Annotated in this window: 7 protein-coding genes and 1 pseudogene; 7 read left to right on the top strand and 1 reads right to left on the bottom strand. The window is 33.4% G+C overall.

The annotated features are described in order from the left end of the window. Window positions 1–293 precede the first annotated feature (293 nt). Window positions 294–3,131, top strand: a complete 2,838-nt coding sequence (locus RB160_RS15540) for an AAA family ATPase (protein ID WP_316571337.1) — start codon at window positions 294–296, stop codon at window positions 3,129–3,131. After that, window positions 3,128–4,288: an HNH endonuclease family protein gene (locus RB160_RS15535; protein WP_316571336.1), complete on the top strand. Its 1,161-nt coding sequence runs from the start codon at window positions 3,128–3,130 to the stop codon at window positions 4,286–4,288. The genes RB160_RS15540 and RB160_RS15535 overlap by 4 nt, the downstream gene beginning before the upstream one ends. A 1,170-nt stretch (window positions 4,289–5,458) precedes the next feature. Here RB160_RS15535 and RB160_RS15530 read toward each other — a convergent pair. Next, window positions 5,459–5,860 carry a tyrosine-type recombinase/integrase gene (locus tag RB160_RS15530; RefSeq protein WP_316571371.1) on the bottom strand — a complete coding sequence of 134 codons (402 nt, stop codon included), beginning with the start codon at window positions 5,858–5,860 and terminating at the stop codon, window positions 5,459–5,461. Between the two features lie 297 nt (window positions 5,861–6,157). Between RB160_RS15530 and RB160_RS15525 the strand changes: the two genes are divergently transcribed. The 5 genes and pseudogenes from RB160_RS15525 to RB160_RS15505 all read left to right on the top strand — a co-directional run bounded on the left by RB160_RS15525 (window position 6,158) and on the right by RB160_RS15505 (window position 14,473). Continuing rightward, complete coding sequence (locus RB160_RS15525) at window positions 6,158–7,951, top strand: NUMOD4 domain-containing protein (RefSeq protein WP_316571335.1); 1,794 nt, start codon at window positions 6,158–6,160, stop codon at window positions 7,949–7,951. A gap of 58 nt (window positions 7,952–8,009) precedes the next feature. Beyond that, a pseudogene (locus RB160_RS24040) lies at window positions 8,010–8,292 on the top strand (hypothetical protein); the annotation flags it as partial. A gap of 713 nt (window positions 8,293–9,005) precedes the next feature. Continuing rightward, on the top strand, window positions 9,006–9,161 hold the full coding sequence (locus RB160_RS15515; protein WP_316571334.1) for a hypothetical protein: 156 nt from the start codon (window positions 9,006–9,008) through the stop codon (window positions 9,159–9,161). Window positions 9,162–9,170: 9 nt separating this feature from the next. After that, the gene (locus RB160_RS15510) at window positions 9,171–9,692 is read left to right on the top strand and encodes a GNAT family N-acetyltransferase (RefSeq protein ID WP_316571333.1); all 522 of its coding nucleotides are present in this window, start codon (window positions 9,171–9,173) and stop codon (window positions 9,690–9,692) included. Window positions 9,693–10,087: 395 nt separating this feature from the next. Continuing rightward, window positions 10,088–14,473, top strand: coding sequence for an NACHT domain-containing protein (locus RB160_RS15505; RefSeq protein ID WP_316571332.1), 4,386 nt, complete (start codon window positions 10,088–10,090; stop codon window positions 14,471–14,473). Window positions 14,474–14,724: the final 251 nt, after the last annotated feature.

Raw genomic sequence — 14,724 nt, 5'->3', positions numbered from 1 at the left:
CATCAAGTTTTCCTACAGAGATTGAATATGTGAAGCATTAAGATATTCTAATGATGAATCGATATTACTGTCTTATACTATTTTTAATTTATGTAGGGTTCATTTTTTATTTTGGCCAGAGAATAGGTCTAGCCCGTACGGGATCAGCCGGACACACCTGACTTTTATCATGAGTCAGTAATATGGTAATTTTAAATTTCACTTTCTTTGTGAAGAAACATACTTAACGTAACGGGCAGGTTATATTGTTGTGAAATTTGAAGTTGAAAATTATTGTGGGGGTAGGGAAGCCAGTGAGCAATAAGGAGTTTGATCTAGGAGAACTAAAAAAGAGCATTAATGAATTTATTAAGGAAATTACTGATTATACTAAGGATGAGGACGAAGCTTCATCTGGTGAAATTGTAAATAAATACAGTGATATAATGAATAGATTGGATAGGCCCAATATCGGGCTATTAAAGGAATCTTATTGTGAATTAATGGATACATTTATAGAAGTGTTAGGTAAAAAGCAAGAACTTTTATCAGCCTATAGTACATATATTAATAAATATTTTGATCAAATTACCAGTGATAATGAAACCATAAATTACTTCCTTGGGTTCAAAACTTTCCATATTTTACCGATTTATTGGAAGGTTGATGAGAATAAGTATAAGGACAATTTAGAGTTAAAAAAACAGCTAGACATTCTAAAGCGATGCCTCTCTGATGAATCAAAAAATCGTTTATTTTATATGTTTCAGAATTACTATGAACACCATGAATTTAATAATTTCAGTGACTATTCTGAATGTATCAAAGACACTGTAATAATAGTGTACCTGTCTGATCTAAAATATTCCAAAGCTATGATTGAGAGTCTAGTGATGTCTATTGGTTATGCAGGGACACCTGGGAGTATAGGTTATGATTTTAATGGGATTAGAACGATTAAGAATGTTTTTGGGATAGTAGAAGACTTAGAATTTATTGAAATAATTTTGTCTCGATTAGCGAGCAAGCTTACATATCGCAGAGAACTCACTGCGGAACAGATAAACGCTATAATTAGCGCTGCAAATATCAAATTTGGGTTAAAGAAGAAATATAAATTCATCTATATCACTGCTCAAATAATAGACAGCTTTCTCAAAAGAGCAGTTTACAAATTGTTACCAAAAAATTTGGAAATCGACAACGACGATGATCTGGAGTTTATGAGCGATGTAAATCTACCGAAGTTACTTTCTCTTAATAACGATGAGTATTCATTTGAAGTAAATGGATATGAAGAAGGGCTCGAAGAGAAAAATGTATACTTCATTCAAAAGAATAAGCCAGATCATAATAAAAAATTGTTTTCAATTAGGGAAATCAACGAACGGCAATTCGAGATTCGATGGGAGAAAGACGTTAAGACATTTAGTTATAATAATCTAAATGATTTAGGTAAATTTTTTCAAGATAACCTTAAAAGAGAGTTTGAAGATCTTGGGGTAGGGGGAGAAGGTGAAATCAAGCTCATCTACTTCTGGTTTGAGAAACATAATTTATTAGAGGATATGGCTTTGAAGTTTAGTGATAAATACAAAGTAGTATTTCATAATATGCAATGCAAAATCACCCCAAACCCTAACGAACTGGACTCAGTGCTTTACGATGAAAAACATGATAAGGTCAAGATGATTAATGCAATAGTAGGAAAGAATGGTGCCGGAAAAACAACGTTGCTTGATGCATTCAAATATTATTTTAATAATCAGAGTGACGAGAATATATTCGGTAAATTCTTTATCCTTTATGAGGATGGCGATCGGTTAATTCTTAGACATAATTTTAATCAAAACGAGGTTTCCTTTATAGCGGAAATTGATAGTAAGAGGTTTAAAGTGATGCCATTGGACAAGAAGAATTCAGGCATTTTGTCTAATACAAGAATATTAAGCTATACAAGTTTTGTAGAATTATCATCCTTCGTAGGGAATGAGCATGACAGAGAATTCGAAGGAAATCATAAAGATTTGTCAACTTATAACGACTTTAGAATTCTTGAAAGAATTAAAGATGTGATAGATAGAGAAGGGGTAAAAAGGCAACTGGTTATTGAAGATAGTTACAAAAAGTTGACTTTGCTTAGTGAAGCTGAAGCATTAAATACTAATTTTACAGAAGAAATTCCAATACCTTATGAAATATTGTTGACTATTGAGCTTTATAAACAAACAGGCTCTGAAAAAATACATGCCGATGAGATTCAAAGGTGTTTAAGTAGTAAGTTTACTGGCAGGTTTACTGAAAAAAGAATAGTTGATGGAAAAAATTCAGAGATTAGGTGTGATCTGATATACAAAATAAAAATCGCAGGAACAGGAGATTTCTCATTTTTATATGATTTTGTGAAGGAAGAGCCGAATAGCTATAAAAGGATATGTACATTAGACTTTCTAGGTCTTTCTTCAGGTCAATCTGCAAAACTGACGTTGTTTTCCAGGCTGTTCTTTGAAAGTGATCATGAAAAGGTAAGAGAAATACGGGAAGCTCTAGCACGAGCTCGCTCATATGTAAAATACTTTAATAAAAAGGATATATCATCTGCTTACCTTAATCCCAACCAGAATGAGAACCTTATGATTTTATTGGATGAGGGGGATATGTACTTTCATCCGGAATGGCAAAAAAGTTTCATCAGTGATCTCAAGAGTCTATTAAATTACGCATTTGAGGGTCACGAAATAGTCAAGACAATTCACTTGCTGATTACATCCAATTCGCCTTTTATCATGTCAGATATTCCATTAGAGCACACCATAGTATTAGGTAAAGAGTATAGCTTAGAGCAGACATACGCTCAAAACATACACGATATCCTAAAATCATCTTTCTTTATGTATAGTGGAACGCTAGGAGAAGTAGCCCAAAAGCATATTAAGGAATTGATTAGTCGATTACAGAAGGAAGATAGCACAGAAGTAGATAGGCACTATATTAAGAGATCTATAAACATGATAGGTGAGCCCATGATTCGATATAAGTTAGAATCGATGTACAAAAAGAAGTTTGCCAATCAGATACAAACGGAAGAAAGAATAAAACAGCTGGAGGAAGAACTAGAAAGGCTAAAAAAGAAAGAGGATTACCAAAGATGATAGGACTAAAAAGCCATCAAATCATGACTGCTAAGGCATACCATGTTAGAGAGATTAAAAAAGAAGTACTACATCAGCTTCGAAAATACAAAGAGATTTTTGAATTTCTGCTAAGATATCAAGCTGATAACACGCAAACTTATGATGCAAGTCATAGCAATAAGGTAAGAGCTATCTTGAGTATTAGTGACCCAAATGTGAAAGATAGGCAAGGTATTGATAGTACACTTCGATGCATTAAACCCCAATATCGGAACAGGGCTAGTGAATTATTAGATATGCTTAAACAAATTGAGGCAGACGTTGATAAGATCTTAGAAGCTGATCGAGAAACCTTGATTACACTAATACAAAAACATATTTATCCGATTCAGGGTGTTACTAATAAGGACCTCGCAAAAATATTTGAAAAAATATTCAATTACGATTCTTTTTCGACAAAAGGCCATTCAAAGTATAATGCATATACTCTTACTAAAAATTTAAGAATCATTTCATGCCCATATTGTAATAGAATGTATACACTAACTGTAATCTGCCAATTTAAGAAAAATGGAAATGTTATCGATTATGTAACCAGGCCCGAACTGGATCACTATTTTCCAAAGTCCAAATACCCCATATTTGGGCTTTCCTTCAATAATCTAATACCTAGCTGCAGTATTTGTAATAACCTAAAAGGGAATAAGACAGATCATACAAAAATGCATCATCATCCATATTTTGATGAAACAAAGCTTAATTTTCGTCTAAATGGCCTCAAATATGATGATGATATCAACACGTTTAATAAAAGTGACGAATGGGATATTGAATTAGACGAAAAGGGTTGTACTTTTACAAAAGAGTCAATTGAAATCTTTCGGCTTAAAGATATTTACAGAGAGCATAATTTCATCATTGAAGATATGATTGAAAAGGCACAGAAATATAACCGGACATTTGTTGATAGTGTTGAAAGTCTTTTTTCTGGGGAAGAGAATGAGGCAAATCCCTCAGGGGTTGTGAATGTGAGGTTTGAAAGAGAGGAGCTAATGGAGAGGATCTTTGGAGTCCTACCTTCAGTAGAGGATCACTCCAATCCAATGAACAAGTTTAAAAGAGCGATTTATCAATCCATAAGGGACGCACAGAACATTAAGGTTTCCCTTCTATAAAATTCACGCTTATAAGATGTAAGTCACATATAATAGGTGTTTTGAATATTAGTAAGGCTCTTGATGCACAAGGCGAATAATCCTCACCAAATTTTTCTTACTAAAAATGATGACAGATTCTATAATACACTTTTAGAACTGAAAAGCGATTATCAGGATGAATTATCGGACTTTATTGAGTATGAATGTGAAAGAGGGAAAAGTCTAGAACTATATCACTAGTCCTTAAACTAAAGGTCGGGCACCTAGATAAAACTAGGTGCCCGATACGATATTGCTTCAATAAAGAGCTTACTTTCATACAAGATACGGTAGGTATAAATAATAACAACTGAATATTTCACCTTTGAGCTGATAAGCAGAATCATTTCACAAGTAAAGAAAATGAAGAATTCAATTTAAAGCAGTGGGCATTATTCCCAAAAATGTTTATGATGGAGGCCTGTATTTTTCTTTAAGGTATTTTTAATCCTTTCTTGATCGAAAGCTTGTATATTCCTCCAGATTAACTAAAATTATCAATCAATGTTTAGAATCTGGATACCACTGCCACCTTAGGGAGAAATGTTAAATAGACAAAAATGTATCGTTTAATCAAATAGTAGTATCGGTAAACAATGGAAGGTTTGGTGAAGGTCGTGAAGGGAATTTTTCTATTACTTTTAACTTCATTTTTAATTTTATCTGGATGTTCCGATGAAGCTAAAATTGAAGAGTTATCTCAAAGGGTCGATGATTTGGCTGCTTAAGGTGATTATTTGAAGGCTGCTGAAGTTCAAAAAGAAATTAATGCTTTACGACGAGGTAAAAAAACATAAAGGATGAAAATCCCGAAAAAACAGCCGAAATTGAGTACAAAAGCAATTTTGAATATCTAGATATTACTGACACAAAAATTAACTGGTCTAGAAATACAGGTGATTTAACTGGAAGTATCACAAATAATGGACCTATGGCATTAGACGGATACTTTCATGTATATTTTTTTTACGAAAATGACAACATCGTTAAGGATCTGCGTGCCAGGTCAAGTCGATTCCCACACAGACCCGCCAACCCAGTCATATTAAGGCTTTTAGCTATCATACATAGAGCAGGAGACCGAGTGCAATCGGTCTTTTTTTATTGAGTGGTGCCCAAAATGGTGCCATGTGTACTTTGGTGGCCAAATTACTCAAGCAACCCATATAAATGATTGACTGCAATGCCTTCAATCGAATCTGTCAGGTGAGAATAGAGATCCAATGTCACGTTAATTTTGGAGTGCCCTAAACGCGCACTGACAATTTTCGGGTGGACATTCTCCTTCAGCAGGATCGTAGCATGTGAATGTCTTAAATCATGGAAACGAATGTCCGGAAGGTTTGCCGCTTTTAAACACCTTCTCAGTGCTCTAGTTATTTCGGTTGGAGCCATGATGTTTCCTTTTGTATTGCAAAAGACTAAGCGGTGAGGGTTAAATGAAACTCCAAGGATTTTTTCTCGATGGTCGTTTTCAACCTTCAGTTTTTGCAGAAGTTTGAACAATTCCAAGGTTAACCTTATACCTCGGGGTTTTTCGTTCTTGGGAATCTTATTAAAGAAATATTTCCCGTTTGCTTCTGTAATAATTTGTCTTTAATAAGAGCTAAACGAAAGCAAATGTAAAGGGTGCGTTGATTAAAGAGGATTAACGCTCTATTTCATTTAAAAATAATATAGAAAAGGGCGAGTGGAAATGAGTAAACTATGACCTTGGTGATCCTTTTTGTATTCCTGGTAAAGGTACCTTTTTTGAGGAAAAAAGCTAAGTTATTTCCTGTTATATAACAACTCTAATGAGTAATTATTAAAAAGAATATTTTTAAACAATATTGGAACTTTATAAGTATGGATATCGAAAAGTGGATGCCTATACCTAATTATGAAGGAATATATGAAGTAAGTAATTTTGGTAATGTTAAGAGGCTGTCGGGGGATGTCATAAGAAGGGACGGTTACATAAATAAAGTTAATGAGAAAGTATTATCCCCAAGCTGGGACGATGGATATAAAGTCGTCTCCCTTTACAAAAAGGGACAGGGAAAACGCATTTATGTTCATGTATTAGTAGCCCGAGCATTCATTCCCAATCCTGAAGGAAAACCATACGTTAATCACATTGACGGGAACCGGGGGAATGCTAATGAAGAAAACCTTGAATGGGTCACACAAAGTGAGAATATTAAGCACTCTGTCATCATGACCCCAACAGAGGAAATGGTTGAGAAACGTACTATGATACCTCCAGAAGAAAAAGAAATTTGGTCACAAATTAACATTAAAGGATTTGAAAACCTATATGAGGTAAGCAATTTTGGAAATGCTCGTAGTCTGCCAAGGATAGTGGAGGATAGCTCAGGAAGAAAAAGAAGCACTCCTGGTAAAGTGTTAAAACCATGGATAACTTCTAGCGGTAAGTACATGGTTGAATTAAGTAACAATAAAAAAAGTAGGTCTATTTATCTTCATCGATTGGTTGCAGAAGTCTTTATCGCAAATCCTGACAATAAACCGTTTGTCTCGCACATTGACGGATTCACTGATAACAATTCTGTATTTAATTTGAAATGGGAAACATACTCCGAAATTTCAAAGCTTAAGAAAGACTCCCTAAACGCTGGGGAAAAAGCACCTGAAATAAAAACTACAGAAGAAGAGACATGGCGCAATATTGAAGGATACGATTCCCATTATCAAGTATCGAATTTGGGGCGTGTACGAAGCTTAGATAGAAAGTTAATAGGCAAAAGGGGAGGTATAAAAGAAATAAAAGGAAGATTAATGGAAATTAAACTTAAGAAAGGATATTCCTTTGTAAGGCTTTCAAAAGGTGGGGTAAGAAGAAACATTTTGGTACATAAACTGGTGGCACAAGCTTTCATTTCCAATCCTGATAACAAGCCTATTATTAACCATATAAACAATATAAAACATGACAATCGATTGGAGAACCTAGAGTGGGCCACATATAAAGAAAATACACAACATATGGTTAATCAATTTAGAGGAAATGCGAAAGCGATAAAACAATACGATTTAAAAGGGGAGTTTATAAAGGAGTATCCCTCGGTTACTACTGCCTCTAATGAAACTGGTGTCAGCTATTTAACAATAATTGATATGTTTAAAAGGAAAAAAAATATGTGTGCGGGATATTTGTGGAAATGGGCGGATGACGATACAATAATCGAACCTTATAAAAATCCTAGGGAAAAGGAAGTCAATCAGTACACTTTGTCAGGTGAATTCCTCAGATCATTCCCGTCTGTTTTAGCAGCAGCAGAGCACTTACAAGCAATAGAAATAAAAACAGCTTGTAGATCAAGCATCAGTAAGGCGTTACTTGGAAAAGTAAATTATGCATACGGTTTTCAGTGGCGTTATGGTGGGGATGAAACCCCTCTTTTACAACTTAAAAACCGAATCAACCGGATAGTCCAACTGACTTTAGATGGTGAGTTAATTCAAATGCATGAGCATATACGTGCGGCTGAAAAGTACTTGGGATTAAAATTGGGTAATAGCGGTATCAGTAAGTGTTGCAATGGAAGGCAAAAATCAGCGCATGGATTTAAATGGATGAAAGAGGAAGATTATATTAATTTAAATCAACAGCAAGAAAGTCAATCTTATATCGTTTGAATAAATGAGAAGAGTATAAAGCTGTTTTTTAATTTTTAAACATCACACAACGCGAACTATTATGGAGAGAACGCAGGAAGGAAAGGCAATAGCAAAGCAACGGGAGGACTATCGTGAGGGTAGGCCAGCAAAGTTCACCAAGAGGCAATTAACACATGCTTTATCATTGCTGGAAAAGCACTCGTACGGGTATCTCAAAAAGTACTGTAATCAGAGCGAAACCAATTGTCATAACGGTCAAGTTACGATTGCTGAAGCCAAAGCTGCTGGCTTTAAAATGCCAATTACACGCGATTCGTGGCTCTATAAATATATGGACGAGGGGTGAGTTGAATGAGTGAAAAAGAAGTTTACACTCATTGTAGTGAGTGTGGAGATCCTATTTATGTAGGACAAACTATCGTAACAGACAGTAGAATCTCTGGGTCGTATTGCAGTTCAGAATGTTGTTCGAAATGAGTAGAAGATTCTGGCTTTGGGTGGGATAATTACCAAGCCTGGAAAGATTGATAGAATTATGCTGTTGCAAATTGGAGGCGATGAACATGGATGATTATAATTATATTGTTAGGGTTTATTTGACTAGCGGTAGAGATATTCGTTTTTGGTTCTCTCATGAAAAGTCCAGTAGAAATTAGAAACAGTATAATTACTTTTAATTAAGACCCATGGTATTATTTTAAGAATGCTTATGTGAAGGATATTTTAAAAAAGAAGAAGTAATAACATTGAGGTTGAAAAGAAGAAATAACAGTTTAAGCAAGTCCTTAGGGGTTTACTTGTTTATATTTCAAACTAAAAACTTTAAAATGTTTTTTGACTTTTTGTCTGGGTATTAGAGTGTAAACAGGTAAATTAGTGTAAAAATCTAACGATAAATATCTACCCAACTTAGTAAGTTAATGATTGTTATGCTATTTTCTTCAAAAATATACCTAATTATTGAAATTTATGTATATATTTAGTATAATTTGTTTATATACATGCACACTAATCCTGTTTAACATTAAGTTAAGAGGTGATTTATGTGTGTGGCAAGGAGGGTAAACTTAAAATGGCAACTCAAATGCAGACAACTCCAACTCAATATGGAGAGGAAGCTAATGAATTATTAAAACAAATTTCAAAAAAGCCATCTAATGAAAATATACAACAATTGATAAATAGGTTGGAAGAGAAATTTGAAGGTATGAATAAAAGACGGGGGTAGGAATATTACATGACTGACCCACGTTCTTTTTTTGTGGACTTATTTAATGAGGATGATCTTCGATATCTTGGTGGTTTTGATTGTGGAGATCAAATAATGAATGATTTTTACAAAACAGAAGAATTCTTTCAGGAGATGCAACTAGGTCTTAATGCCACATATGCTTTGTTCTTTAAGGGAGAGCTTGCCGTCTTATGTTCAATTTGTGCTGATAGAATTAATTTAGCTCAAGATGAAAAAGAAGAAAATGCTTTTCCAAGGGGAGCAGTACCAGCAATCAAAATTGCTCGAATTGGTAGAGAAATAAGGTTTAAAGAGAATCGATTAGGCAAATTGATGATTGATTATATTATTTTAAAAATATTAAAAGATTACCATAAATCCATTGGTGTACGAATGATAACTTTGGATGCTTATCCTAACAGGGTATCATTTTATGAAGATTTAGGATTTAAGGTAAATAAAAATCAAGGAAGAAATAATCCGAATGTCAGTATGAGACTTGATATTTTTGATTATAATCCTGAATGAATGTAATGATACTCAAACCGGGTATCATTTTTTATTTGATTAAAAATAATTTCCTATAAATTCCAACAAAACCCATGTTTAGTATAATCTTTTTATAGAGAGGCATATAATGAGTTGGACTTTGTGAACATCGCCGTCTTTATTGCCAATGATTTCTTAAAATGAATGCAGATGAGGAGTTAGTTCATTAAATTTAGTTTTCTTAAGATTATTCCCTACTGCCTATCTGCTAATTTACGATAATTCATTAACTCCAGATGAGTCATGATTGTTTTATATCTTTTTTGATATAATTGGACTAGTGGAAATAAAATGTAAAATTCATGATTTAAAGAATTTATTATAATGGCTGTGGATTAGAAATTAGATAGGGCAGCGGACAGGGGGGAACAAAAATGAGCTTTTTAGCATACATAGCGGGAAGTTTGATAGCACCAAAAGTAATTGATTACCTTTTTTCAACAGGTTTAAAAAAATGGGAAGAGAAGAAGTTAATTAAAGAAATAGAAGATATAGTTACTCAATTTAATCGAAAGTTTGATGATACTGAGGTTGATAGTAATTATTTTGTAAAGTTTTTAGAACAGAATAAAATTAGTGACACAATAATACAAAGAGTATTTACTGCTTACAAAACTTCAAAGGAAGATTACGAAGCTTTATCCAAGAAATTGGCCCAACAAGCCGTTGAGTTCATCAATATTCAGAAAGATAAATTAAATCATACGCACGTTAAGAACCCGAGTGATTTTGAACAATACTTTTCTGAGTTGTTTAATGTATTAATTAATTTTCGAGAATCATTATTAAACATGAAAGACAAGGCAGTTTTGTCAATCGTTAATGAGTCTGTTGGTAAACCGGAAGCCATTATCAAAGCCATTGAGGCAAAGTTTAGTGATGATTATTTGTTAGAAAGGTTTAAGAACCTTATGCATGATGAGCGTATAATCCCTAGGCTAGAGGAGTTGAATCAAGAATATAAAAATGCCTTTATTCCATTGGATAATGGATTTATTAAGAGAAAAGAATTTTCTGTATGTAGAGAAGCAATAGATTCTGGGAACTCTTTAATAATACATGGAAAGGCTGGAAGAGGGAAAAGTGGGTGTACAGTAGATATTATCAATTATTGTGAAGAAAAAGCCATACCATATTTGGCTATTAAATTAGATAAACGGATCCCGAATATGAATGCAGAGAAGTGGGGGAAAGATTTAGGATTACCTGCATCGATTACTCATTGTATTGATAGTGTTTCTAAAAGGGAAAGAGCAGTAATTATTCTGGATCAGTTGGATGCGCTTCGTTGGACTCTGGCGCATTCTAGAGATGCGTTATTAGTATGCGCTCAGATTATAAATCAAGTAGAGAGATTAAATATTGAGAGGGAAAATAAAATATCCGTCGTTTTTGTTTGTCGAACCCATGACTTGGAAAACGATAATAATATTAGGACGTTATTTAAAAGAGTTGACTCAAAAGAGGAAGTTATTCAATGGTCTAAGGTTCAGGTAAATGAGTTGGACGAGGATTTAGTTAAGGGCATCGTTGGGGAGCGTTATGAGCAACTAACAAGTAAACTGAAAGAGATACTAAGAATCCCAAGCAATTTATATATTTGGCAACAGTTGGACCCGAGCAAAGTATATGCGGAATGTTCTACCGCAAGTCATTTGGTTTCAGAATGGTGGGGACAGTTGTCCTATAAATGTTTTGAATTTGGATTGAAAGAAGACAATCTAAATCAAACTAAAGAAAAAATGGTAACTCTTTTGGAGAAACTAAGTAGAATATTCATTCCGTTAAGTTTATTAAACGAAAATAAATCATCCTTAGAATTTTTAATTTCAAATGCTTTCTTAGTGATTCAAGATAATAAAGTGTCTTTTGCCCATCAATCTATATTAGATTGTTTTTTAGCTGAAAAAATGCTTAAGAGATATTATGAGGGTGAAGAAATATTAGATATTATTGGCACTAAAGAAAAACAAACCCCTGGAAAAAGATATCAAGTGCAAATGTTCATGCAAAATTTATATGAGTTTGATAGCCAGGAATTTATTAATGTAGGAACAGAAATGTTTGAGGCAAATCAAATCAGGTATTTTGTTAAATTTGTTTTCCTTGAGGTATTAAATCAGATAGATAATCCAGATGAAAATATACAAAATTTTATTGTACATAATTGTGAAAACAAAATTTATAATAACCATCTTATAAATAACGTTATATTTTCAAGGCCTAAGTATATTAGGGTGCTTAGGAAATATGGCATTTTAGATAACTGGTTTAACAATCCCTCAAATAAAGATATTGTAATAAAATTACTAGTCAGCATGAGCCCGTATTTTGACGCTGATGATATTGCTTTCATTGAAAAGTATACATTTAATTCAAAGGAAGATGATAATAAACTCTCTAAATGTTTTAGGCACGATATAAATCAGGATACAGATGAGTTATTTGAATTACGAATGAAATTTTATACCCTTTATCCTCAGTTGGCTGATGTGTATCTTGACTTTAAGTCAATGCTTAAGAATTGTGAATTAAGAACAATACAACTATTGGCATTTTTTTTGGAAAATAAAATTAAGAGTAAGGGGAGAAGAATTTATAATTATGAAGAAGAATTTCTATATGAAGACTCTGAAATTCTAATAAATAATGGGGAAGAGGTTCTTAATTTATTATTGCCATTCGTTCCTACAGATAAAGACGTAAGCTTGATATATAGTGATTGGTCTGGTAAATATTCTCATAAAAGAGGACTAGAAAGGGCTTGTATCCAAATTATAAAGAAAGCGAATGCAGCAATAATTTCTCAACAACCGGAAAATTTCTTTGAGCGTTATAAAGAATTCATGGGAAAAGATAATGATTTATTTAATGAAATTATATTAGATGGATTATACAGATTGTCAGAAAGTTATAGTGATATTGTAATTGATTATTTATGCAGTGATTTCAACAGCAACATATTCGATAAGACGAGTGGCAATGGCGATAAATTACTTCTTGCCAAACAAATCTTAGGAAAGCATTCAAGAATCTGTAGTGAGAATATTTTCAATGGATTGGAAGAACGAGTTTTAAGTTATCAATCGCCAGAAGCTAAAGATAGATATTTACGTAGAGTTAATTATAATAGAGAAAAAAACGGCGATACAGTTTATTGGAGTTTCTGGGGTGATTTTCAGAAAGAGATTCTAGAAGTTCTCCCCTATGATCGATTGAGTAATCAAGCAAAAGATCTGCTCCGGATTTTAAGACGTAAATTCCCTAAAGGGACAACTTTATATAAATATTCAGATGGACATTTTGGATCGGTAAACTCACCTGTGGCGGGGAAAAAATTAAATAACAAAAAGTGGCTAGAGATTTTAACTAATACAAAACTTAATCATAAAAGTCATTCTCGATGGAAAGAGGTTCCAGGAGGGTTTATTCATAATTCTATTGAAGAGTTTGCAAGTAGCTTTAGCAATGCTGTTTCCGAGGAACCCGAAAGAATGGTACATCTACTTCTTTCATATAAGGAGAAAGTTTTGGATGTATATGTAGATTCTTTATTTAGTGGAGTTGCATATAGTAAGACTTTGGATAATGTGCCGGTAGAGTTATTAGAAACAATGATTTTGACCTATCCATATGATTATACCTCATATCGGGCGAACTACATTTGCTCAATTATTCGAAACAGGAAAAACGTAAAATGGTCTCAAGAGGTTTTGGATATTCTAAAGGATATTGCAATTAACCATAAAAACCCGGAAATCGGCAAACCCAATATAACTAATAATGAAGATAAAGAAATGCGTAGCTTTGATATGCTACAAAGTAATGCAATAAACTGCGTAAGGGGTATCGCAGCTGAAGCAGTAGCTCAGCTAATATGGAACGACAGTTCGTTGTTTAACCAGTTTAAAGATACAATTGAAAAGTTGGCATTAGATGAAAACCCGGCAGTGAAATTAGCGAGTTTATTTGCATTATGGCCTTCGTATAACATAGAAAGAGATTGGGCATCAGAAATAATCCTAAATCTATTTGAACAAGACTACAGGCTAGCAGGCTTCCATGATACGAAAAATATGCTCTTTTTGCTATATCCGAAATATCGTGAACGAGTATTAGAAGTTATTAAGAAATGCTATAACTCCGAAGATAAAGAACTAATTGAAATAGGTGCATATTGTCTGTCAGAGATGTTTATTCTTAAAAACGAATTTGCCGAAATAATAAATAATGTGGATACAATGAGTGAAGTACAAGCAGAAGCGGTTCTTCATATGACTACTAATTATTTCAATAAAGATGAATTTAATTCATTAGCAAAAGATATGATACGCAAGTTTAAGGCAAGTACATTAAATCTGGAGATGCCGATTTCAAGATTATTTTATGATAATGTTATTGATTTAGAGAGAGACAAGAACTTTTTAATTGAAATAATGGACTCTGACTTAAGTCGCAGAACAGTACATGCTTTTGTTCATTATCTTGAAGAAGAATCAAAGTCAGTAGTTGATTACAAAGATATTATACTTTCAATGAGTTACCATTTAGTTGGAAATGAAGTTGATAAACTTGAAGGTATTTGGGGAATAGAAGATGAAATTTCTAAATTGATTATTGGATTATATGACGAAACCTCTAACTCAACAATACCTGAGATAAAAGATATTGCAAATGAATGTCTCGATATATGGGATTTGATGTTTGAAAAGCAGTTTGGGCAAATTAGATCCTTGAGCCAAAAACTGATGGAAAGGTAAGAAATTGTTGTATGGCTCCTACCTTTTGTTAACTGGATAAATTGTAAACTCACCAGGCATCCCATGTGTTGCCACATACATTCAACACATGTGGAGTGCTGTTCACTACTTGTAAGGAAAGAATAATATAGGATGTTTCATTGAGTTGAAATCTTTTATAGGAATTTTGAAACCCTCATTCGAGGGTTTTTTTAATGCCAAATTCAAATGAAAGATAAACCTGTTTTAAAGGATAGTTAATTGTACGAACA

This window comes from Neobacillus sp. YIM B06451 (assembly GCF_032667185.1).
Classification (GTDB): domain Bacteria; phylum Bacillota; class Bacilli; order Bacillales; family Cytobacillaceae; genus Bacillus_D.
The sequence above is the reverse complement of the archived record's forward strand: the minus strand, read 5'-3'. Positions and strand labels throughout refer to the sequence as shown.